At 35.9% G+C, this 24,378-nt stretch carries 24 protein-coding genes; 22 read left to right on the top strand and 2 right to left on the bottom strand.

Annotation, left to right across the window (positions count from 1 at the left end; genetic code table 11):
• Positions 1–231 precede the first annotated feature (231 nt).
• On the top strand, positions 232–1,824 hold the full coding sequence (locus tag IAE53_RS06330; RefSeq protein ID WP_200136101.1) for a LysM peptidoglycan-binding domain-containing protein: 1,593 nt from the start codon (positions 232–234) through the stop codon (positions 1,822–1,824).
• A gap of 69 nt (positions 1,825–1,893) precedes the next feature.
• Here IAE53_RS06330 and IAE53_RS06325 read toward each other — a convergent pair whose 3' ends face one another.
• Positions 1,894–2,457, bottom strand: a complete 564-nt coding sequence (locus IAE53_RS06325) for a TetR/AcrR family transcriptional regulator (RefSeq protein WP_147651498.1) — start codon at positions 2,455–2,457, stop codon at positions 1,894–1,896.
• A 113-nt stretch (positions 2,458–2,570) separates the two neighbouring features.
• On the opposite strand from IAE53_RS06325, the gene IAE53_RS06320 reads away from it, so the two are divergent.
• The 3 genes from IAE53_RS06320 (at position 2,571) to IAE53_RS06310 (ending at position 5,103) form a co-directional block, all read left to right on the top strand.
• Complete coding sequence (locus tag IAE53_RS06320) at positions 2,571–3,692, top strand: alpha/beta fold hydrolase (protein WP_147651500.1); 1,122 nt, start codon at positions 2,571–2,573, stop codon at positions 3,690–3,692.
• Between the two features lie 263 nt (positions 3,693–3,955).
• The gene (locus tag IAE53_RS06315) at positions 3,956–4,273 is read left to right on the top strand and encodes a PadR family transcriptional regulator (RefSeq protein WP_200136121.1); all 318 of its coding nucleotides are present in this window, start codon (positions 3,956–3,958) and stop codon (positions 4,271–4,273) included.
• Positions 4,270–5,103: a hypothetical protein gene (locus IAE53_RS06310; RefSeq protein ID WP_147651501.1), complete on the top strand. Its 834-nt coding sequence runs from the start codon at positions 4,270–4,272 to the stop codon at positions 5,101–5,103. Before IAE53_RS06315 ends, IAE53_RS06310 begins: the two co-directional genes overlap by 4 nt.
• A 353-nt stretch (positions 5,104–5,456) precedes the next feature.
• Here the strand turns inward: IAE53_RS06310 and IAE53_RS06305 are convergent, their stop codons facing one another.
• Positions 5,457–6,395 carry a sugar-binding transcriptional regulator gene (locus IAE53_RS06305; protein WP_114667624.1) on the bottom strand — a complete coding sequence of 313 codons (939 nt, stop codon included), beginning with the start codon at positions 6,393–6,395 and terminating at the stop codon, positions 5,457–5,459.
• A gap of 263 nt (positions 6,396–6,658) precedes the next feature.
• Here IAE53_RS06305 and IAE53_RS06300 point away from each other — a divergent pair, with 263 nt between their 5' ends.
• The 18 genes from IAE53_RS06300 to IAE53_RS06215 all read left to right on the top strand — a co-directional run bounded on the left by IAE53_RS06300 (position 6,659) and on the right by IAE53_RS06215 (position 24,347).
• Positions 6,659–7,810 (top strand): NADP-dependent malic enzyme, encoded by a 1,152-nt coding sequence (locus tag IAE53_RS06300; protein WP_147651503.1) that lies wholly within the window; start codon positions 6,659–6,661, stop codon positions 7,808–7,810.
• 9 nt (positions 7,811–7,819) lie between these two features.
• Positions 7,820–8,881, top strand: coding sequence for a [citrate (pro-3S)-lyase] ligase (citC, locus tag IAE53_RS06295; RefSeq protein ID WP_200136120.1), 1,062 nt, complete (start codon positions 7,820–7,822; stop codon positions 8,879–8,881).
• Complete coding sequence (citD, locus tag IAE53_RS06290; RefSeq protein WP_050892382.1) at positions 8,871–9,164, top strand: citrate lyase acyl carrier protein; 294 nt, start codon at positions 8,871–8,873, stop codon at positions 9,162–9,164. Before citC ends, citD begins: the two co-directional genes overlap by 11 nt.
• The gene (gene citE / locus IAE53_RS06285) at positions 9,164–10,072 is read left to right on the top strand and encodes a citrate (pro-3S)-lyase subunit beta (RefSeq protein WP_050892381.1); all 909 of its coding nucleotides are present in this window, start codon (positions 9,164–9,166) and stop codon (positions 10,070–10,072) included. Before citD ends, citE begins: the two co-directional genes overlap by 1 nt.
• A complete protein-coding gene (gene citF, locus IAE53_RS06280) occupies positions 10,062–11,600 on the top strand; it encodes a citrate lyase subunit alpha (RefSeq protein ID WP_147651507.1) in 1,539 nt (512 codons plus the stop codon). The genes citE and citF overlap by 11 nt, the downstream gene beginning before the upstream one ends.
• 79 nt (positions 11,601–11,679) lie before the next feature.
• Entirely contained in the window at positions 11,680–13,083 is a 1,404-nt protein-coding gene (gene citG / locus IAE53_RS06275) for a triphosphoribosyl-dephospho-CoA synthase CitG (RefSeq protein WP_147651509.1), read from the top strand.
• Positions 13,080–13,877 (top strand): alpha/beta fold hydrolase, encoded by a 798-nt coding sequence (locus tag IAE53_RS06270; protein ID WP_188353299.1) that lies wholly within the window; start codon positions 13,080–13,082, stop codon positions 13,875–13,877. The genes citG and IAE53_RS06270 overlap by 4 nt, the downstream gene beginning before the upstream one ends.
• A gap of 81 nt (positions 13,878–13,958) precedes the next feature.
• Positions 13,959–15,284, top strand: a complete 1,326-nt coding sequence (locus tag IAE53_RS06265) for a 2-hydroxycarboxylate transporter family protein (protein ID WP_200136100.1) — start codon at positions 13,959–13,961, stop codon at positions 15,282–15,284.
• Positions 15,285–15,692: 408 nt separating this feature from the next.
• On the top strand, positions 15,693–16,898 hold the full coding sequence (locus tag IAE53_RS06260) for an MFS transporter (RefSeq protein WP_148422805.1): 1,206 nt from the start codon (positions 15,693–15,695) through the stop codon (positions 16,896–16,898).
• 575 nt (positions 16,899–17,473) lie between these two features.
• Complete coding sequence (locus IAE53_RS06255) at positions 17,474–17,830, top strand: hypothetical protein (RefSeq protein ID WP_148422804.1); 357 nt, start codon at positions 17,474–17,476, stop codon at positions 17,828–17,830.
• A 142-nt stretch (positions 17,831–17,972) separates the two neighbouring features.
• Positions 17,973–18,269 (top strand): hypothetical protein, encoded by a 297-nt coding sequence (locus tag IAE53_RS06250; RefSeq protein ID WP_167497493.1) that lies wholly within the window; start codon positions 17,973–17,975, stop codon positions 18,267–18,269.
• A gap of 156 nt (positions 18,270–18,425) precedes the next feature.
• On the top strand, positions 18,426–18,845 hold the full coding sequence (locus IAE53_RS06245; protein WP_148422802.1) for a MarR family winged helix-turn-helix transcriptional regulator: 420 nt from the start codon (positions 18,426–18,428) through the stop codon (positions 18,843–18,845).
• Between the two features lie 159 nt (positions 18,846–19,004).
• Entirely contained in the window at positions 19,005–20,387 is a 1,383-nt protein-coding gene (locus IAE53_RS06240; protein WP_200136098.1) for an MFS transporter, read from the top strand.
• A 193-nt stretch (positions 20,388–20,580) separates the two neighbouring features.
• A complete protein-coding gene (locus tag IAE53_RS06235) occupies positions 20,581–21,111 on the top strand; it encodes a TetR/AcrR family transcriptional regulator (protein WP_200554203.1) in 531 nt (176 codons plus the stop codon).
• A complete protein-coding gene (locus IAE53_RS06230) occupies positions 21,111–22,175 on the top strand; it encodes an ABC transporter permease (protein ID WP_228929065.1) in 1,065 nt (354 codons plus the stop codon). The genes IAE53_RS06235 and IAE53_RS06230 overlap by 1 nt, the downstream gene beginning before the upstream one ends.
• A 6-nt stretch (positions 22,176–22,181) precedes the next feature.
• Positions 22,182–22,856 carry an ABC transporter ATP-binding protein gene (locus IAE53_RS06225; RefSeq protein WP_148422799.1) on the top strand — a complete coding sequence of 225 codons (675 nt, stop codon included), beginning with the start codon at positions 22,182–22,184 and terminating at the stop codon, positions 22,854–22,856.
• Positions 22,857–23,024: 168 nt separating this feature from the next.
• Entirely contained in the window at positions 23,025–24,047 is a 1,023-nt protein-coding gene (locus tag IAE53_RS06220; RefSeq protein ID WP_200136097.1) for a linear amide C-N hydrolase, read from the top strand.
• Between the two features lie 39 nt (positions 24,048–24,086).
• Positions 24,087–24,347, top strand: a complete 261-nt coding sequence (locus IAE53_RS06215; protein WP_148422797.1) for a hypothetical protein — start codon at positions 24,087–24,089, stop codon at positions 24,345–24,347.
• Positions 24,348–24,378: the final 31 nt, after the last annotated feature.

Genomic DNA, 24,378 nt, shown 5'->3' with positions numbered 1-24,378 from the left:
AATTAGGTTTGGCAGGCACACTATGGTAATGTATTCATCAATCATTGACATAATAGATAGCAGGAATGTGACAAATTTAGTGAATCAGTTAATGCTGATTTGCTTTTTTTTGACAGTTTATAGTTATAATGTTAGCAAAAATGTCGTTTATAATCTTAATTAATTCTTAACATTCTTATCAAATGTGTTATAATTTAATTATCCAGTGATCTTGAAAGTGAGAAAGAATGTATGAAAAAATCTTTGTTAGTAAGTGCTGTTGCGGCCTCAGTTGTTAGTGGACAGGTAATTGAGGTTTCTGCTAGTACAACGTATAATGTCAAAACGGGTGATACCTTATATGCCATTGCATTAAAAAATAATTTAAGTGTTAATGAGATTAAGCTAACAAATCATTTGAGTTCAAACACTATTTATTCTGGGCAAAAGTTAATATTAGATAAATCAGCCACATCTAGCACGACTGCATCAACCACAGTTTCGACAAAATCTAGTAATACATATACGGTTAAATCTGGTGATTCATTATCAAAGATTGCCACAAGCTATGGTATGAGCGTATCTCAGATTGCTACTTTAAATCAAATAAGTAATGTTAATGTTATTCGTGTTGGTCAAATTCTAAAAGTAGCTGGTACAAGTGCAACGACTAGCCAAAGTAGTGCGACGAATATTACCACTAGTAAAGTGTCGGTTAACACAGGCACTTACACAGTTAAATCAGGTGATACACTTTCCAAAATTGCTAGTTCAAATAAAATGACGGTAGCACAGTTGGCTTCGCTAAACAACATAACAAATGTGAACATGATCAAGGTCGGTCAAGTCCTAAAAGTGACGCAAACAACTACCGCAGCTCAGTCTGCAACAAGCGCGTCAACTAGTACTAGTAATACAACTACTGGTACTAGTAATACAGCGTCCTATACAGTTAAATCGGGTGATACACTTTCTAAAATAGCTGCAAACTATAATATGAGCCTTACGCAAATTGCTAGTTTAAATCAAATAAGCAATGTCAATGCGATTCGTATTGGGCAGGTTTTGAAAGTTTCCCAAACTACTACGAGTGCTAATCAATCATCAACCACTACTTCTAAGGCAACAACAACTACCAGTACCAGTACAACGACAACAACCGGTAGTTATAAGGTTAATTCTGGCGATACACTTTATGCCATTGCTGCGAAATTAGGAGTAAATATTAATACATTGTTGTCTTTAAATGGCTTGAATTTGTCAAGTACAATTTATGTCGGGCAAGTATTAAAAACTGCTACAACAACAGCTACCACTACTACTCCTAATACTACAAATTTAGCAACGTCAACAGGGGGAAGTATTTTAACTACTGGATTGAGCGCTACCCAAGCTGCTTGGCTAAATACTGCTGTGGCTGATGCAAAAGCTGCCACAGCTGGGACAGGTGTATTAGCCTCGGTTACAGTGGCACAGGCAATTCTTGAAAGTGGCTGGGGGCAATCAACTTTAGCTTCAGCACCATATTATAACTTATTTGGCATTAAGCAAGGGACTGGCTGGCAAGGTTCAATTGTAAACATGAACACGTCTGAATATGTGAATGGCAAGTGGGTGACAGTCTTGGCGCCATTTAGATCATATAGTTCACAGATGGCTTCGTTTCAGGACCACACGAATTTCTTATTGACGAATAGTCGCTACGCTGCTAACGGGGTGATTAATGCCAAAAATTATGTGGCGATGGCTAATGGCTTACAAGCAGCAGGGTATGCGACTGCACCAACCTATGCTAGTACATTGATTAGCTTAGTTGAACGATATAATTTGCAATCATTAGATTAGTTAAGTTGCATAATTGCTAAGGTCGTAGTTTTTACTACGATTTTTTTTCTTACTATTATCAATAACGGCCTAATCTGATTTTAAGAACTCAAATACAAATTTTTGCAATTGATTCAAAGAGGTAATCAGTTGTGGATTTGGTCCTTTATCAAGACTATATTTGATAAAAATCGTTGCATTAGCAGCATATAATTCTGAAAAATAGGCTACTGGCATGCCTTTGATGATATCAATTTGCTGTTCTTGAAGCATGTAATCATAGAATTCGTCATACAACAAGTTTTTGAGTTTATATTCTAAACTGTCTTGATGGTTAATATGTTTTATTTCAAAGAGTCGCTTCATTATTTCAGCATCATGCTCAAGAAATTCGGTCATTTGTAATAGGGCATTTGAAATATCTTTTTGATGCAGTCTATTTTGAATATACTTTTTCAGCGTGTTGATTTGGGTAGTATTAATCGCGGAGAGTAAATCGTATTTGTCAGCGTAGTGCCGATAAAAAGTAATACGACTAATACCAGCCTCGTCACAAATTTGATTGATGGTTAATTTAGAAAAATCAGTTGACTTGAGTACATTTAAAAAGGCAGTTTGAATTTCTTGGTTAGTGATTTCAAATCTAGTTGTCATAGTAGCGTTTATCCTTTCAAAAATGGTGGGAATGTAACAATTTGCCCGTGATTGTAACTCGTTTTTATCTAAATAGTTCGTTATCGTAGTATTTAGGAAAAGGAGGATACAATATGTATCAGAATTATCATACAGACGAACAATTCAATTTTCAAATCAACCGATTCATTGAACCTTTTTATGAAAATGAAACGGTTCAGGCTGATGTCTATGCTGCTGCAAAGCACATTACTGATGTTAAAAGCTGGATTTCGGTTTGGATGGCATTAGGACAGAAAGCTAATGATGCAAAGCAGTACGCACTGTCTTCTGCTTACTACCAACTTGCAGATTTTTTTGTCGGCGAAGATGATCCAATTAAAGCACAAACTTACTCATTGTTTAAGTCAAATTATTATCAATCCATTGATAAATCTCAAATTGAGTTTGACCAAATACCTTATCAACATGGTAAAATACCAGTTGCAATTATCCGTCAGGTGGGTGCTACAAAAACTTTGGTCTTTCACGGTGGCTTTGATTCTTACTTGGAGGAATTGATCCGTTTGGTATTGACTCATTGTATCGGAGCATTAAAGTCATACAATTTTGTATTATTTGAAGGGCCAGGTCAGGGGATGTCGCTAAAATCTGGTTTGCCAATGACTTACCAATGGGAGCTTCCTGTTAAGGCTGTTCTTGATTATTATAACATTGAGGAAGCTGACTTGATGGGGATGTCCTTAGGTGGTTATCTGTCAATGCGGGCCGCTGCGTTTGAACCTAGAATTAAAAAAGTGATCGCCTTTGATGTCTATTATAGTATGATGGATTCTTTGACAATGAAATTACCTGATAAGGCAGTGAATGCAGTCCATAAAATCAACAATCCAGTGATTGCAGCCCTAGTTAATCGTAAAATCATGGCGGCAACGCAAAACGATGTGGATATGGCCTTTAAAATTCAAAAAGGCAATGAAGTGATGCATACAAAAAAGCCATCGGATTTAATCAAAGCTATTTCAAAGTTTACAATGGCTGGTATCGAGGACAAGATTACACAAGATGTCTTATTATTAGCGGGTGATCATGATATGTATGTGCCATCAAAAACAGTTGATGACGTAGCCAAGTCATTAATAAATGCCAAATCGGTTACCACCTATCTATTTGATCAGGCAAGTGGTGGGGAGAGGCACTGTCAAGTTGGCAATAAACAAATTGCTTTTGACAAAATTAATCACTTTCTGGGGTGATTTTAGTTGAATGTGTTAATAGTAATTTAGTAACATTCATTTTAAAAAGTAAGGTGACATAATGAAGTCACCTTACTTTTTTGGCGTTATTGGTAGGTAATCGTATTGTTGTGTATAGGCAGATTTAATCTAATGTTGTCGTTAATGTATTTATTATTACTATTTTGCTTTACAAGCTAGTGATTTGTGTTACACTACTAGTTTGCAATACATAATAGAGGAGAAGGGGTGATCACTTGCCGCAAAATGATATTTCCAGTCAAATGCTTAAAGGTATTCTGCAAGGTTGTTTGTTGATTCTAATTAATCAGCGACCTTATTATGGTTATGCAATCAGTCAAGAACTTTCAAGATATGGATTTGCTGATGTGCCAAAGGGCACAATCTATCCATTATTGATGAGTATGGAAAAAAAAGGTCTGATTATAGGTAAAATGCAACCGTCGAAAGATGGACCACAACGCAAATATTACCATATAACGGCCAATGGTAAACAAGCTCGACAAACATTTCTAAATAAATGGGATACGCTGTCACTCAATGTCAATGATTTAATAAATGAAAGAAGGAATGATTCATGAACAACGATAATTTGATTAATAGAAACAATCAGTTACGGGAAAAATTAAATTCAGCAAACAAACAATACTATGAAGATTTGCTAACCTATATCCGCGGCAAATCAATGTTTAATAGAGAAAGAGATGTAGAGCAACTCATGTTAGACATGCTGCACGACTTAATTGACGCTCAAAGTAATGGACAATCTGCCGAAAGCTATTTTGGTAAAAATCCACAAGCCTTGGCTGATGAAATATTGCAAACATTACCCAAATCTTTTTTTGAAACTTTCAAACTAGCTTGCTATATCTTGTTTGGTTATGTTCTCTTCTTTACCATTCCCAGCATGGCAATACCTTCAGCAAAATTTGACCTTGGTAATTTAATGATAACTGGCGTACTTGGTTTCATTTGGTCTCTAGGCGTTTTATGGTTGATAGGGCAAGAAACATATCAAAAAAGTAAATTCAAAAAATATACTAGTTACACTGCTTGTGCTTTGATTTTTGTTGGCCTGATCATAGGAAGTGTTTTCCTGAAAACACCACTTTCTTTGAGTTTACCGGGTTGGTGGGGTATTGGTACTATCCTAATTTTATTTGTTATCACAACAACCATTTTCCTAGTTGAGCGTAAACGGATGCCTTTTCTTATTACTATTTATGTTTTGATTGTACTTGATACGCTACTGGGTATTGGTAGCCGAATTCCGGGTTTTGCTGATTTGTTAACACAACCGATTTCTAAATCAACCGCATTATGGGTTATATTAATTGGCGTGCCAATCGTTGCAGTTGCATTTGGCTTTGGAACTTACCGTTATCTCATGAAAAATGACGCTACGAACTAACATTAAGTAGCAGCTGATTCTTCCAAAAAATACTTTTTTTAAAAAATTTAACTTCTTTTTTATTTACAATTTGTTAGTAATTTAATGACAATGTGCAATTAGTTGATAGCACATTAAAAGCAATCTTCTTTGTTTCTTAAACATTGAAGATTGCTTTTTTGATAATAATTAAAGTACTTTCATGAGAATTCAGAAATGAAAGTGAGCAACTGTAGCACAAAAAAAGCGCCAGTTAATCCAAGACATTGTTCAACCTACTTAGCTATAACAAATGAAAACGCATTGCCATCGAAATGTAACACTGGCGCGAAGATTGGATCATGATTCGTAGCAATTTAGTTTGCAACTTGAATTTAGGATGTTTCATTCAAAATTTTATACGCCATACCTTCCGTCATGATGACGTCGGTAATTAATTTGCCTTTGATTGCACCAATAACTGGCTTATATTTTGATTTTCCTCTCACCAAGCAAATTCTTTTTGGGACCTTCAATATTTGGTCAATGCTAAGACCCAACACTTTATCGGCTTCAAGATTTAAAAAACGACCATTAATATCGTAAGGGCGACCATAAATCAAGCCAGCAATTTCTTGAGTATTAACAGTAGAAAAAATTGCATTCAAATTTTGCTTCCAAATTGGAATAGAATCAAGTGATAATATTGTGCCAACACCGGTAATCAACGCATCCATATTATCGGCGACCGCAATGGTATTTTGTAAAGAAGGCTCTGAGTACAAACCATTTCGAACACTGTCGTTTAAAATGTACAACGGTGCTGGTAAGGTTAAAAATTCACCAGAAACTTTTTTTGCGGCTCTTTCAACCATTCTCATTGAGCCGGCGGTTGAATTATACTTCATGTTTTCTCCCAAAAACTGTGTGAATTTAACACGCTCAAGCGGTCTGTTTTTTAAACTATCAATCATGGTGTAGATGGTTTCGCCCCATGTTAAACCAACAATTTTATTATTATCTTGTAGAACCTCATCAACGTAGGTAGCGGCAAAATTAGCAAGGTGCTCGGATGTTGTTATATTGTTAATGTCATCTTGAACCACATAAAAATTGATGTCTTTGAACTTGTCGCGCAAAATATGCTCAATCTGCGGATTACGATTAGAATTTTCAGTGATTTCGATCTTAACAATTCCAACTTTAACCGCTTCATTAAGGTATTTATTAACTAAATAACGACTAATGTTGTATTTTTTTGAAATATCACCGAACGGCAATTTGTTTAAATAATAATCCTCAGCAATTTGGGAAAGTATTGTTCTTTCGAGCATGACGAATGCCTCCATTTGTTATCTTTACAAATTGTACAAATAATTTATAAAAATATCAAATTATTTCAAAAAAAATAAATGATTTTAAAAATATTAATTTAAAAAAACTAAATCGTTTTTAAATATTTAAAAATAAAAAATCTAAACAAAATTTATTTTAAATATTTTAAAAAAACAGTTGACTTTTTAGAATGACAACCATAGAATGAGTTTGTTATCAGTTATGCGTTTTGTAATAACTGAAAAAGAAAAAGGAGTTATTTATGGTAAATATGGATGAAGTGCTTTCAGTTCATCAAGCACATACAGGTGTACTCGATATTGAATCTTGTTTTGATATCACCACACCAACTGATTTAAGTGAAGCATACACACCAGGCGTTGCTGGACTAGCGAAACTCATTGCTAAAGATACGTCAAAAAAACGCGATTACACAATGAGTGGGAAACTAATTCCAGTTATTACAGATGGATCTGCTGTTCTTGGTTTAGGCAATATTGGGCCAGCAGCTGGCTTGCCAATTGTGGAAGGTAAAGCATTAATCTACAAAAATTTTGCAAATGTTGACGCTTTACCCATGGCGTTGAATCAAATGAGTGTTGATCAATTCGTTGATACAGTTAAAGCTATTGCACCATCGTTTGCTGGTATTCATTTGGAAGACATTTCGGCACCTAAGGTGTTCGAAATTGAACGACGTTTGAGCCATGAACTTGACATACCGGTTTATCACGATGATCAGACAGGAACAGCAATTGTTGTATTAGCGGGTATTATTAATGCGGCAAAAGTTGTTGGTAAAAATGTTCATGATTTGAAAATTGTTGTTAACGGTATTGGTGCTGCAGGTGTGGCAACAACAAAAATTTTGATTGCGGCTGGTATTTCTAATATTACATTGGTAGACATTAACGGCGTTATTAATTTGGGCGACGCAAATTCAAACAGTTACCAGCAAGAGCTTGTACGTGAGGTTACTCAAGTAGATGGCAAATCATTAGACGATGTTATTGCAAATCAAGATGTATTTATTGGTTTGTCAGATGCCAATGTTTTCAGCGGAAAACAAGTAGCTCGGATGAACGAGAATCCTATCATTTTTGCATTAGCAAATCCTGTACCAGAAATTTCACCTGATGATGCTAAAAAAGCTGGTGCAGCAGTTATTGCTACTGGTTCGTCACAATGGCCAAACCAAGTCAACAATGTACTTGTATTTCCTGGTTTGTTTAAAGGATTGCTGGAAAGTGGTATTAAACACGTTGACATGGCACTTCAACTTAATGTTGCACGTGCTTTGGCAAACATGATTAGTGATCCAGATGCCACCCATATTGTACCAGCTGTCTTTGATAATGACGTTGTGAACTCGGTAGAAACAGCAGTAGTTGATTATGCTAAACAGCACGCTTAAAACGATATGATGTCAAATGAAATTAAAACAATAGATTTAAAGGATAAGTCAGTACGACGTGGTTGGCAAAATTTTTTAATGGCTTGTGGCATCAAAAATTTTGATGATAGTGAGTTAAATCCTTTAGATATCACAATCGCGGTGTATGAAAACGAGGAAATTGTTGGGACTGGTTCGATTGCTGGGGACGTGATTAAGTACGTTGCAGTGCAAGAAACAACAATATCGGGTCACAGTACACTCTTTAATCAACTCATGACAAAACTAGAAAACTTTATGGCCGTTGAGGGACGTTTTCATCAATTTGTTTTCACCAAACCAATTTACCAAAAAAGTTTTGAATACATTGGGTTCAAAACGTTGGCTGAATGTGAACAAGGAATTTTGCTGGAAAAAGGATTGCCAGATATTAAGGAATACTTGTCAACAATTCCGCGTCCCAAAACACCTATTGATAAAGTAGCCAGTGTTGTTATAAATGCCAATCCATTTACAAACGGTCATCGTTTCCTAATTGAAGAGGCATCCCGAGATAATGAACTGGTCTATGTGTTTGTATTAAATCAAGAAGCTTCGTTATTTCATACCGATGAGCGTATTGCGCTCGTCAAGTCAGGTGTGCAAGACTTATCCAACGTCATTGTGGTTAATGGTGGTGCTTATATCATTAGTTATCTGACGTTTCCTGCGTATTTTCTAAAACATAACGATTCTGCCATTGATTATCAAACAACAATAGATGTCAGATTGTTTAAATATAAAATTGCTTCAGTTTTAGGCATAACTAGTCGATATGTTGGCAGTGAACCGCTATCACACACCACAAACTTGTACAATCAAAAGTTAATTTCTGAATTAAATCCGCAAATTGAAGTTCATGTTATTCAGAGGAAACTAGCGACGGGTGATCTGGGTGTTATATCGGCACGCACCGTCCGTGAAGCAATTGCTAAAGGAGATGAAACAGTATGGCAAAGAATGGTGCCTGAAACGACACAGCATTTTATTTCAAATAACTTACTAGAATTGCAACAACGTATTAGAAAGGGACAAAATATTAATGGAAATTAAAAAAACAGCCATTGCGGGAACATTAGAATCTTCCGATGTTCAAATCATGTTAAGCAAAGGGACAGTTGGAGTGGAATTTGATTTGGTTTCTGATGTGGCAAAACAATTTGCCGATGATATTAAATCAACAATTAAAGAAACATTGGGATTGTATGGCATAGAAAATGCTGTGGTGAAAGTTGTTGATAAAGGGGCATTGGACATGGTTATCAAGGCACGTACCCTTACGGCGATTCAAAGAGCTTTAGATGCTGTTGATCAACCAAATTGGGAGGTTTTGTAATGAATAACGAACGATTACGTCGCACAATGATGTTTGTTCCTGGTAATAACCCAGCTATGGTTAAAGATGCAGGAATTTTTGGAGCTGACTCTATCATGTTTGATTTGGAAGATGCAGTTTCTTTGGCTGAGAAAGATTCAGCACGTTATCTGGTTTATGAAGCGCTTCAAACAGTAGACTATGGTTCTTCAGAATTAGTCGTGCGTATCAATGGACTAGATACACCGTTTTATAAAAATGATATTAAAGCAATGGTGAAAGCTGGTATTGACGTTATTAGATTGCCTAAAGTTGAAACGGCAGCGATGATGCATGAATTGGAAAGTCTAATCACCGACGCGGAAAAAGAGTTTGGTCGTCCAGTTGGCACAACACATATGATGGCAGCTATTGAATCGGCGCTTGGTGTCGTTAATGCGGTTGAAATTGCTAATGCTTCTGACCGTATGATTGGTATCGCTTTATCAGCCGAAGACTATACAACTGATATGAAAACACATCGTTATCCTGATGGCCAAGAACTCTTGTATGCACGTAATGTTATCTTACATGCTGCACGTGCCGCCGGTATCGCAGCATTTGACACTGTGTTTACCAATTTGAATGATGAAGAAGGATTTTATCGAGAAACTCAGTTAATTCATCAATTGGGATTTGACGGTAAATCATTGATTAACCCCCGTCAAATTGAGATGGTAAATAAAGTTTATGCGCCAACAGAAAAAGAAATTAACAACGCGCAAAATGTTATTGCTGCTATTGAAGAAGCCAAACAAAAGGGTTCTGGTGTTATATCAATGAACGGGCAGATGGTTGATAGACCAGTTGTCTTGCGTGCACAACGTGTGATGAAACTAGCTAACGCCAATCATTTAGTAGATTCGGAGGGAAATTACATTGAAAAATAAAGTAAATATCGACGTTCCTGATGCTATTTTGGAACAATTAGATGATAGTGTGTTTGAAAGCACAAATTATGGCAATCCTGAGATTCAAAGAGTTGGTCCTAAGGTGCGAGCCACTACTGGAGAAAGTAAAGTTCAAAGTTCAATTGATGATGTCTTGTCAAATACTTTAAAAGATGGCATGACAATTTCATTTCATCATCACTTTCGAGAAGGTGACTTTGTCTTTAACAAAGTCATGAGAAAAATTATTGACATGGGCTATCAAAATCTTACATTAGCGCCTTCTTCTTTAACAAATGTTATGAATGATATTGTGATTGAAGCAATTAAAAAGGGTGTTGTCACTAATATCACTTCTTCTGGTATGCGTGGCACACTTGGTGATGCGGTATCACATGGTATTCTCAAAAATCCAGTTATCTTCCGTTCTCACGGCGCACGTGCACGTGCAATTGAATCTGGTGAAATCAAAATTGATGTTGCATTTCTAGGTGTACCTAATTCAGACGAAATGGGTAATGCTAACGGTATGAATGGTGACGCTGCTTTTGGATCACTAGGATATGCACTAATTGATGCGCAGTATGCGGATAAACTAGTTTTGATTACAGATACGATTATGCCTTACCCCAACACACCCGCTTCAATTAAGCAGACTCAGGTTGACTATGTCGTTAAGGTAGATAAAGTAGGTGATCCCGACAAAATTGGATCAGGTGCGACAAGATTTACAAAAGATCCAAAGGAACTAAAGATAGCAAAAACGGTTAATGACGTTATTGTTAATTCTAAGTATTTCAAGAATGATTTCTCATTTCAAACAGGATCAGGTGGTGCTGCACTTGCTGTAACTAGATTCTTGAGAGAGGCAATGGTGGCCCAAAACATCAAGGCTTCATTTGCATTGGGTGGTATCACTAAACCTACTGTTGATCTTTTAAATGAAGGCCTAGTTAATCGTGTAATGGACGTACAAGACTTTGATAAAGGTGCCGCAAGCTCTATGAAGCTAAGTCCTAATCAGCAAGAAATTGATGCTTCTTGGTATGCCGATCCTGCTAACAAAGGCGCAATGGTTGATAAATTAGATGTTGCTATTTTGTCGGCCTTAGAAGTTGATACTAACTTTAATGTCAATGTCATGTCAGGTTCTGATGGCGTTATCCGAGGTGCAATTGGTGGACATCAAGACGCTGCAACTGCCAAATTGACTATTATTTCTGCACCCTTAGTTCGAGGCAGAATTGCGACGATTGTTCCTAAAGTTAATACTGTTATCACCCCCGGAGATTCAATTGATGTTGTGGTCACAGAGGTTGGTATTGCGATTAATCCTAAAAGAACGGATTTGGTAGAACAGCTAAAGCAAGTGCCAGGATTGCCAATTTACAGTATTGAAGAGTTGCAACAAAAGGCTGAAAAAATTGTTGGCCAACCAGCACCCCTCAAATTTACAGATCGTGTAGTAGCTGTGGCAGAATATCGTGATGGTTCAGTCATTGATGTTATCAAAGAAGTCGCAGATTAAGTGATTGCGTATTTTATTGGCGAAAAGCGAATCATATTTGATTCGCGTACATAGCAAATAAAAGCAGAAGGAAAAACGAATGGACTATTTTGAAGGTGGAGAACGCCTTAACTTAATGCAAGTTCTTGATAATAGAGAATGGCGCGAAAAATACCAAAAACAGTTAATGGCAAGTTTCCCAACAGCTGTCATCACTAGTGTCAAGCTTAACTTGCCGGGACCTATCAAAACGTCACCAAAATTACAGTCAGTATTCCAAAACATAATTAATGACTTGAACCCAGTTTTCAAAGATCTTCAAATTATTAAAGAAGCATCATTTGTAGATCAAAGCACTGGCCCTGAAATATTTTTTGTCACGAGCGGTTGTTTGAAACTAGTAAAGCAAATCATGATTACTTTTGAGGAAAGCCACCCACTGGGACGTTTGCTTGATTTAGATGTCATGTGTCAAAACGCTGATAAGCAATTATCTCGCGAAGAACTGGGATTTGCCCCAAGAAAGTGTTTGTTGTGTGGAAAAGATGCCAAAACTTGCATAAAAGAAGGTAATCATTCTCTTGCAGAGGGATACATTCAGATTAATAAGATGCTTCATAATTTTGAAAAATCAAAAATGATTGTGCCACAAATGACTCAAAGTCAAGTTGTTAATGCAGCACTTACTGGCATGCTTTATGAAGTATCGTTAGCCCCGAAACCGGGCCTTGTAGATCCAATCAGTAATGGCGCGCACAAAGATATGACGGTTTTTACATTCATAGATAGCTCATTGGCATTACAACCTTATTTAAATGAAGCATATCGTATTGGTAATCAATTTAAAGGGACAGATTTACCTAGGATGTTTTCATTATTAAGGAATGCTGGCATAAGGGCTGAAAAGGATATGTTTGCAGCGACGAATGGTGTCAATACCCATAAAGGTGCTGTATTCTCGTTAGGAATTATGGTAACGGCAGTTGCGTATGCAACACAGAAAGGTATTACTAACTTACTGACGATTCAAAAAGTAATTAGCGACATGACTCAAGATCTCGTAAAAAACGATTTAGGTAAAAACAACTTACGCAATAGCCAAAATCGACAAACAGCAGGAGAACGTCAATTCATTAAATATAAAATTCCGGGTGTTCGTGGTGAGGCTGAAAAAGGCTTTCCAATCGTGATGAATCTTGCGTTGCCATTTCTCTGTGAGCAACAGGGTAACTTAAATCAACGACTATTAAACACGTTGATGAAGATTGCGGGTAATATTGATGATACTAATCTAATCAAAAGGGCCGGTGATGCTACGATTTCAAAAGACATGCAGCACTGGTCAATGACGTTTTTCCAAATTGGTGGTAGTTACACACCAGAGGGGCTAAAGTTTCTCAATGATTTAGATCAAATGTTTATTAAACGAAACCTTAGCATGGGCGGTGCGGCAGATAACTTAATTTTAACCATATTCTTAGCAAGATTGGTGGGATCTTTATGAGTATGAGCTACATTGTGACAAACGATCACGTCAGGCTCGCTTACAGTGATGTTGGAGATGGTCCAACCATGATATTTTTACCGGGCTACTCTGATATCAAAGAGACGTGGTATTTTCAATCTAAATACTTTTCCGAAAATGGGTACCGTATTATTTGTTTGGACTGGAGAAGCCATGGGTGTTCAGCGCATACAGCCAAAAATATGAAAATCATGCGTTTAGCTGCCGATTTACACGAACTGATTACAACCTTAAAGTTAGAAAATGTTATTTTGATTGGTCATTCAATGGGTGCTAGTGTGATTTGGGCGTATGTGACAATATTTGGACAAACAAATGTTAGCAAAATAATTACAGTCGACGAATCACCAAAACTAATTAATGATGTCGGTTGGCAAGCAGGAATAAAAAACCTTAATTGGGATAATTTTATTGAATTGGCACCGTTAATTTTGCAGCAACCATTGACTGAACAGCAGATGCCAGCAACATTGAAAAATATTCGTAATAGATTTAAAACAGATCATCCATTTGATGCTGATTTGGGATACGGACTACTATTAGATCATATGAAACAGGATTGGCGGACAACCGTTATTAACATAACAGTTCCTCAATTATTTGTTGTCGGTGACAAATCACCATTATGGGCAGGTGATTATAGTAATTATTGTGAAAAAAAGAACAATATAAATATTTTTAAAACTTTAATTAAAAATACAGGGCACTTTCCGCAAATCGAAGACGCAGAACGCTTTAACAGTGAAATAGATTTTTTTCTTAAAAATACTTAAATGATTAAAAGTTTGGTGTCTATTTTTTTAAAAATTTTTAACATTTTATGTGAATAAAATAACAAGCGAAAGAAGTTAATCATGATAAACGAAAAAGAAACAAACGGCAATAAGTCAAAGCTCAAAAGTGCTTTAGGTGCTGTGGACAAAATTAAAATTAGCGGGATTGGATTGGTTGCTTATATTGTAATGGCTATTCTTTTGATTGTAGCTATTAGTACGCATAAGTTACCCAATACAATGATTGGGGCCATTCTAGCTTTGGTTATTATGGGACATGTATTCTATTATATTGGGGCTCATTTACCAATTTTTAGATCTTATTTGGGTGGTGGTTCAGTCTTTACAATATTAGTGATGGCTGTGTTGGTTTATCTCAATATAGTTCCTAGTGATACTGTCAAAACAGCATCAGGATTTATCAACGGCATGGATTTTCTTGGCCTGTACATTGTGTCCCTTATAGGATCATCAATTTTTAAAATGAATCGTAAAATGCTACTCAGTGCAGCGGTACGATTTTTACCAGTAGCATTTTTGTCAATGGCAGTCACTTTCTTCGGAGTGGGCTTAGTTGGTATGTTGATTGGTGTTGGATTTAGTCACGCAGTATTGTATACTAGTTTACCTATTATGGCCGGCGGAGTTGGCGCTGGTATTGTGCCACTTTCAGGTATTTATGCTCACGCCTTTGGTAGCTCTGCCGCAATTATTTTATCAAAATTATTCCCCGCAGTTATTTTAGGCAATTTACTGGCTATTATTAGTGCCGGCCTTGTTTCTAAACTGTTCTTACACAGCAAGTCAAATGGGCATGGTGTGTTATTGAAGACTGAAAATGCTGACGCGCAAGTCGTAGCAGATCCCAAACCAGACTACACTCAAATAGGTGTTGGCTTGATCATATCCGTTTCTTTCTTTGTATTTGGCACACTCTTAAGTGCACTATTTCCATCAATCAATGCGTACGCTTTCATCATTTTGTCAATTGTATTAACAAAAGCTTTGGGCTTGTTGCCTGAGTATTATGAACAGTCCGTGATTATGTCCGGACAAGTGATTACTAAGAACATGACACATGCCTTGTTGGCAGGAGTGGGAATGTCGTTAGTTAATATCAAACTTCTATTGAGTGCATTATCATGGCAGTTTGTGGTACTTTGCTTAACGAGTATAATTGTGATTTCATTGGCAAGTTATTTCCTCGGTAAATTGTTTGGCTTATATCCAGTCGAGTCAGTCATTACTGCTGGTTTAGCTAATAATAGTATGGGAGGTACTGGCAATGTGGCTGTTTTGGCAGCTTCTGATAGGTTGAATTTGATTGCTTTTGCTCAAATGGGAAACCGTATTGGTGGGGCATTAGTTCTGGTTATAGCTGGCATACTTGTGTCGTTTATGCATTAAAAGTTTTGACGGTTGCAAAGGAATATTAAGAAAAGCACAGCGTCGTCAATTAATCCAATAGGTCTCAAAACAGATGGTTATTCTGCTTTGAGACCTATTGTTTTTTATATTTAATTAAGAAAATGGAGCTAATCATAATTTACTATTTTGAACTATTCTCCTTTCTCAATACGATTTGTGATTAAATCGTTTAGTCTGCTTGGAGTGTGCTGTGTAAAAGTGACACGACTTGTAAGCATAAAAGACGCTATGGAGGGTAATTGCATTTCAATCATTAATGTGATAGATTAAAAAAAGTATTTTTGAGCATGGATATTGTTAACAATAAAAATAAAGGAGACCACTGGCATGTAGTTATCATATACCTATTACAACTTAATAATTCAATTTAATTTAAAAGGTATATTCATGCTCAAAAATAAAAACTTTTTATTCTTATTGTTCGGTCAATCAGCTGCGAATATTGGTGATACGTTATACATTATTTCCGTCATCAGTGCAATTTATAACTTAACTCATTCAGTAATTGCTTCATCATTAGTACCGACTGTTATCACCTGTGCTATGGTAATTGCAAGTTTCATGTCGCCACTTTTTACCAATAAGTTAAAACTAAATCATATTTTAGTTAGTACCCAGCTTATCAAGACAGTTTTTTTAACGGGTTTATTATTTTATATCAAAAACGGTTTTGTTAAACAAAATATCTTTGGTCTGTTCGTCATTATTAGTATTATTGCTTTTTCAGATGGATTTGCACAACCTGTCAGTCAATCAATATTGCCACATTACGCGGCGGATAATGATTTAGTCAAATCTAATAGCATATTAAATACTTCGTTTCAAATACTTGGTATTGGTGGCTGGGCAGGTGGCAGTATTTTGTTATCTTGGCTTTCAGTTCCTAGTGTTCTTGTTCTCAGCTTGGCACTTGCCATTTTATCTATTATTTTACTTTTACAGTTGCAATCGGTCAGTATTGATCAACAAGACTCAGAAAATAATAGCATTTGGCATAATTTGTTGAGGGGATGGCGAACAATTGATACCGTGCCTCTTTTAAAATTCACTGCTGTCATTTCGATTCTTGATACCTTCGCAAACAGTGTTTGGATTTCGTCAATTATTCTTGCCTTTGTTCAAAAAACGCTAAATGCCTCTCAATATTGGTGGGGATATATCAATGCAGACTATATGTTTGGTGGCGTTCTAGGCGGTATTCTATGTTATAGGTTAAGTCAACGCATAGCTAAAAATCCTTTTTCTGTGATGATTACTGGTACTACAATAGTTGCTTTAGTTACCTTTGTTGTTTCTATCAATTCCAATATGTGGATTTTATTGTGCTTATCTGGACTTGTTGGCATATTTGGTGAATTAAAAGATATTCCACAAACTTCATTGATCCAATCTCGTACTGATAACAAGTTATTACCAAATGTTTTTAGTAGTCTTACCGTTCTTTACACAGGGACATTTTCAATGGCTTCCATAGTTGTTAGTGCTTTGTCAGAACAATTCGGTGTTCGATTTGTATTTGTCATATCATCATTGCTCTTAGTGATTGTTTCTGTTTTACTGTTCTTCAATAAACGCTTGATCAATCAAAATTAATTGTGATTGATGGTTATCATGCCGAAAAAGTGATAATATATCTTGCTTTGACGAATAGGTATTGCTCACTATATGACGGGTGATTGGTGGATTATCAAGATATCGAAACAAAGGACATTATCAATCTGTGAAAAAGAGAGAGTAGGCGAGTGTCAAGTGGTGTTTGAAATATTTCATTGTTATTTACGCCAGCCGTTACAAATAGTTATTGGTAAGCACTATTGAACTCTGATTTGCAATAATAGATCAAAACTGTCACAGAAATTGGCAGTGCTGTTTATTTACTTAAAGATGGGAAAATTTCCGACTATTGGTTACAATTAGGTAAAAAAGGAATCGATGAACTATCATGTAAATGATGACAATGAACACAATGAACACTTTGTCTCATGTCGTGTATGGAACAATTCTTTATAAAACTTATGAAAAATAAACACACACACATTTACTGCGTTTTTTTAGCAGTATTAGTAATAATAGTAAGTGCTTTGTTGATTAAAACGGGCATAAGCACTAGAGAGACTAAAAAGGATATCACTTCCTCGTTTGTCAGTATCAGTTCCGCAGAGTCAAGTATGTCAGAAAATAGCACAAAGCATTCGACTGATATGCGTCATGTTTTTTCTGTTCCGCGAGGTAATGATATGATGCATGGTAACAATTCTTCCAACGTTTTCTTTACAACATGGACACTGGCTGATTTTGAGTCATGGATTGCGAATTACAAAAAAATGAGCTATTTAGATAAAGCACAAAGTACGAGTAGTTTTGGCACATCATATACTTTTGAAAATCTGAAAATTAATGATAATCAAAATGATGCGAGCTTGGCCTTTGATACGTTTGTTCAAGAGCATTGGTTTTATTTTGATACGGTTTCTGATTTTATTGAAAAAAATGATAAGAATGCAGATCCAAACGATATTCAATGATGCTATGCAGTCGTTCATTAGCGGAGGAGTACTTGATGAAGAAAAAATTATTGTATTAGTCATGTTTTTTGCTATGGTTGTGGGCACTTGCTATTTTGTGAATGATTTTAAATAAAAAGAAAATCGACAAGCACAACAGCGTTTGAAACAGCTCAAGCATCAACAATGGTCAAAGAATGATTACCAGAATTTAATGAGCGCTGAGAGCCTATCGCCAAACAAGCCCTATACGAGTAATCAGATTAGTATGTATTTGAAAATTGTTCATGATCATGGCAAACCAGTATCTCGAAAGACGGTTAAAAAGGGTAACATCGTTGAGACAACTGCCATTTGGAAGAATATCAAAAATCATCCTAATCAAAAAATTATTTTGAAATTTCAAGGTCATCACGATGAATCACGTATTTTAGTGCATAAGCAGTCCTCAATTTGGTAGTCTAATATATTGTAGAAAATTGATTCGTTATCATAATAATCTCAAGCTTTGTTTCGATTATACAAAAACACACAATTTAAAATGTTTACAAAGTGTATAAATTGTAAACACATCGTGTTATGATAAATAAAACTAATCGAAAAGGGATTACTAAACATGGTACTACAAGAAACTGGTCGTAAAATAAGTCATTTATATCAGTTATTTATGCAAGAGTACGCCAATTTTGGAGAGACTATATCTGTCAATGTGACCGATTATAATGTTTTTTTATCGATCCAAGAAAATCCGGGATGTAGTCAACAGTTTTTAGCTGATAAACGCCATGTGCAGCGTAGCCTGTTGACGCGCATTATTAAAAGATACGTTGCTTTAGGTCTCATCGAACGCAGAAGTAGCGACCGCAATAAAAGTGCCTATGCGCTATACTTAACCAAAAGTGGGGAAGAAACGACCCAACAAATTCGAAATAAAATTCTTGATCTTAATCAGAAGATAGCGAATCATTGTTCAGCAGAACAATATCAGCAACTTAATGAAGCATTGGATACCATCATTAGAAATTGGGATAGGTAGCCCAAAAATTAATTAGACAAAAAGGAGACGTCACAATAATTTGTGATGTCTCCTTTCTTAATATTAGTGTTTACACCGTAAACACTATATGTTATGAATTTTATTCATAAACTAAGCGAAACTGATGTAGTAGCGCTTCGAATAAAAGGACAAGGTCAAATGAAAAATAACGAAAAACCAATTGCATTGTTAATGGGATTAAGCTTATTTATGGAGATGTTAGATAGTACCATTGTGACAACGGCTCTACCACAAATTAAAAGTAGCTTGCAGATTACTTCTGCTAGTGCATCTTTAATTATAAGCATATACATGATAGCGATAGCTATATTCATACCGTTGAGCGGTTGGCTTGCTAAAAAGTACGGTAATAAGACAATATGGCTTTTGGCTATCATCATGTTTACGATTAGTTCAGTCGGTAGTGGACTTGCATCAAATTTAACACACATGCTAAGTATGAGATTATTGCAAGGTCTCTCGGGTGCTTTACTGGTGCCAATAGCACGATTGATCGTTCTAGAAAACACACTACCTCAAAACCTACTTAAAATGATTAGTTATGTGATTTGGCCAGCATTAATAGCACCAGCTATTGCGCCATTTATCGGCGGGGTATTGTCGACATATTGGTCCTGGCGTTTGATTTTTATGATTAATGTGCCAATCGGTATGGCCCTATTTATCTCTGGTAATAAGGTTTTACAACATGATAACGAACGTACAGACAAAAGCACGTCTTTTGATTGGATTGGTTTTGCCTTAATTAGTTTAGCTAGCGCTTCGCTCTTAATTGCTTTGGAGATCATTTCCTCAAAAAAAGTGCTTAACATCTTAGCAATGGTGTTGTTACTTGTTTTTATATCTAGCACCTTCGGTACTGCCAAACATCTCATTCAGGCAACTTCGCCACTATTTAGCATACGACCACTTAGATTTCCATCCTATAAAGTGAGTCAATTTGGGGGTAGTATGATGTGGTTAACTGTAGGTGCTATTCCGTATCTCAGTACCATATTCTTTCAAAATGCTTGCCACTGGTCTGCCATTAAAACAGGTGCCATTGTGCTATTTATTTTCGTTGGCAATATTGCGATAAAGCCATTTGCAAACAATATCATACAAAAACTAGGTTTTAAAAATACTATAATAGTTTCCTTGTTTCTGATATTTTTTACAACGTTTATGGTTGGTATGCTGACGGGCCAAATAAATCAATTTTATATAATAGCTATCCTAACATTGTCAGGTGTTGGTAGATCTTTAGCTTTAACAGCATACAATGGCATGAGCTTAGTAGAGATTCCTTATGATGAACGAAATAGTGCTAATATATTAGCTGCGGTGAGTCAAAATTTATCACAGGGTATTGGTATTTCATTAGTCACAATTTGTATTTCCGTTTTGAATCAATATCAATCTGTCTTAAATGCGTATCGATTAACATACATTTTATTGGGAATAATTATTATTGTGCCATTAATAGAGGTGCTAACTCAGTCAGGACATCTTGGCGTAGTTGAGGAATCTAAGTTAAACTAACGAAATGCGTTTGATGATAAATCATATTTTAATCACTTAACTTGCCATATTATGCAATAAAAAACAGACTTTATAAGTCTGTTTTTTGCATGAGTCTTTATACTTCAGATCAAATATCTTAATTCAAATAAATTGACACCGTGTCAGAAATAATATATTATAAAAGCAATAAATGACACCGTGTCAAAAAGAGATGAAAATGGCAAAAGACATATTAACCAGAATCAAAACAGAAAAAAAGCAAAATTTAAAAACGGCTTTGATTGATGAATTTTCCGTTTATAGTATAGCAGATGCTCAAGTTGCGCGCATTGTAGCACAAGCTAATATTTCGAGAGGTTCTTTTTATACCTATTTTGAGGATTTATACGATGCTTATGAATGGGTGTTCGAATTAGTCATGGATGAGATTCACCATGATCAATTCGCACCCCCCTTTGAGGCAACAATTCGTTTTATTGCTGATATTGAAGTTAACCCATACTATAATTTTCTAAAAAAATATTATCAAGTCAATGAAAGTTTACGCAATACTCATATAAATCATGCGAATGCAACAAATTTTGCTGTTCACACGAAGCAAAATTTGGATACTAAATGGTGGCTTGAGATGTTGGTCAGTCATGAATCAATCAAGGAGGCTTTTCTGCAACCGGAAAACACAGCTCAAATCATTAACAGACTTACCACTGTACAAGACTTATTGAATCAGAAAGAAGGATAATGATGTTTTTAGCCATTAAAGAAATTCGCCATGAAAAATTCAGATACAGTCTCATTGTCGCAGTTATCAGTTTAATTAGTTTCCTAATTTTTATTCTGAGTGCCTTATCGCTGGGATTGGCAAACGAAAATACTGCGGCAATTACTTCGTGGCAAACTCAAAGTGCCTTGATGACAAAGGACGCTAATGGTAACATGGGTCAGTCATTATTGACTAAAAAGCAATCTAAGATTTTTCATGATGACAAAAATGTAGCAACAGTTGGGATAACGCCTGCTAATATCAAGAAAAGAGGGACTTCACAAACACAGTCAGCACAATTCATTGGGCTTGAATCTACGCAGTATATTTTTCAAAATTTAAAATTAATTTCCGGCAAAAAGCCTGCAACCCAACATGAAGTTGTTGTTTCTAATAAATTTGAAAATCTACAAGTAGGCAACAAAATAAAAATTGGATTGGATACTCATCTTTATACAATCGTTGGTAAAGTGAACGATGCACAATATAACATGGCACCTGTCGTATACGGCGACATTGATAATTGGTCTACCATAAAAGGGGTTGGGACAAAGTATTCGGCCAGTGGCTTTATTTCTAAAAAGCATGATAATCTCAAAGTCAAAGATAATAACTTGGTTACTTATAGTAGACAGGCATATTTAAACAAATTACCCGGATATTCAGCACAAAATACAACCTTCGCTTTCATGATAGTTTTCCTGATCATTATATCTCTAGTGATCATCACGATATTCCTGTATATTTTAACGATACAAAAGTTACCTAATTTATCAGTATTAAGAGCACAGGGGATTCCGAGTAACTATCTTCTCAAAAATACATTTGGTGAAGCGTTCGTAATTTTGTCTATTGCCATAGTTGTCGGTTTACTCGTTACGGTTTTGGCTGCGACTGTGATTCCAAATACGGTGCCTATGTACTTTGATACAACTTTCATTATTTTAGTTGCCGTTGGTATATTACTGACAGGTCTGATTGGCGCACTCGTTCCAATGAGAATTATTTCAAAAATTGATCCAGTTACTGCTATTGGAGGATAAAATGATATGGCGACATTAGAATTAAAAAAAGTGAACAAAGTTTTTGGTAAAGGCTCGAATGCTGTGCAAGCCTTAACCACAATAGACTTTGAATCGAATGAGAATGAATTAACTTTGATTCTCGGGCCATCAGGTTCGGGGAAAAGCACGCTGTTAACTATTCTTGGCGGGATTCAAACGCCAACCGATGGCGAAATTCTGTTGAACGGTGCATCAATTAATCAATTAAAGCAGCAAGAACAAGAGCGAATTCGGTTAAATCAAATTGGTTTTATCTTACAGCGTTATAGTTTGGTTCCTTTTTTAAATGTTTACGAACAATTTGAGCTGTTGGATAAAGTAAAGCCAAACGGCAACTTGAGCCAAACCAAATTTAATCAACTATTGAAACAACTCGGAATCGAAAAATTACTAAATCAATACCCTGCTGAATTATCAGGTGGTCAAGCACAAAGAGTGGCAATAGCCAGAACTTTGTATGCAAATCCGAAAATAATTTTAGCTGATGAGCCAACGGCAGCTTTAGATACTGATCGCGTAGAAGTTGTAGGTGAATTATTGCAAACGATCGCCCATGAACAAAATAAGGCAATTGTCACAGTGACACATGATGTGCGTTTGAAAAAATTTGCTGATCATGTATATGAATTGGTGGATGGTCGACTGAGTAAAGCTGATTAGATGTTTGGAAACATTGGTCTATACATCAATACTAAGTTTTGATCTGATTGAAGTTTGTTTTTTTCGTATTTGCTAAACGTGATCAAATCTTACTGAGGAATATACTTAATTTATTCGTTTAGTGATAAAATAGTGGCATACAAAAGGTGAAGAAAGTAGGTAAGTGATATGTGTACTGGTATTAGTATTACCTCAAAAGAGGGCAACGTATTTTTTGGGCGTACAATGGACTTAGCAATGGGAATGTTTGGTGAAGATTCGGATAGTGCTATTCCAACAGTTATTCTGACTTTGCCGAAAAATCATTTACTTGACAGTCAACTTAGCCCTTGGCAATCAAAATATACGACTATGGGTATGGGTGTCAAAGATACGACTATTTTATATGATGGCATCAACGATCAGGGTTTGTCAGGTGATACACAAGTATTAATGGAAACAACACGGGATAGTAAAGAAAACATTCAGTCTCGTGGTTTAATACCACTTTTGGGTGAAGAATTTGTGACTTATATCTTGAGTCAATATGCGTCAGTGCAAGAAATAAAAGCTAATTATAAAAAATTTTCCCTAATTGATACGCCATTTATGATGGGGGATGTTCCAATGCAGTTTCCTTTGCATTACACATTTATTGATCCGACAGGGGAGCAAATTGTTTTAGAACCGACAGATAATGGTGCCTTTGTGTTGTATGACGGGATTGGTGTTGTCACAAATAGTCCGGAATATAGCTATCACACAACGAATATTCGAAATTATATTAGCCTTAGCAATTATGATCCAACGAAACAAAAGCAAATCAATGAGAAGTATACGATGCAACCAATTGAAATGGGAACTGGCTATGGTATGTTTGGTCTGCCAGGAGACTATACGTCACCTTCAAGATTTGTACGTGCTTTTCTGTTATCAAATGCTCTAGATTCATTTGAGGGAAAGGATGGTATTAATCAACTTTATAGTGTCTTCAGAGCAGTCATCATCCCGCGTGGACTAGAGCATGCGAGTGCCACCAGTGACATGACCGATTATTCCAGATATTGGGTTGGCTATGATCTCACAAATCAAACGATGTATGTGCAGACTGGGGAAGGAATTGCATTTACAGCAAAAAAAATTGATCTAAGCTTGTCAGAAATAAATTATGAAAATGTCAATACGACAAATAGCGTGACAACAGTTCTTTAAGTAGGCATGTCATGAGAGGAATCACAAGTTGCATTCCCTATGAACCAAATTGATGCTGTCATTGGGGATATTAAAAAAATGTTTGCTAAGCAACCTAACACAATATATGAAGTGAGAGTTGTAGATCAAATTTACTCCAAAAAGGTCAATATATTCTTTGAATGGTATAAGATTGGCAAAGCTACAAGTTCACAACAAATAGCGCAATTTGATAGTACCTATACGGAACAAATTCCAGAAATCATCAAAAAAATTCGCAAAGAAACAGGTTTGACGGTTCGTACAAATATATATGATTAGTCACAAATGGGTTAGTGCTTGATAGGTACTA

This window comes from Leuconostoc sp. S50 (assembly GCF_016624925.1).
GTDB classification, from domain to species: Bacteria; Bacillota; Bacilli; order Lactobacillales; family Lactobacillaceae; genus Leuconostoc; species Leuconostoc pseudomesenteroides.
Note: the sequence above shows the minus strand (reverse complement) of the source record. Positions and strands in the feature narration are given on the sequence as shown.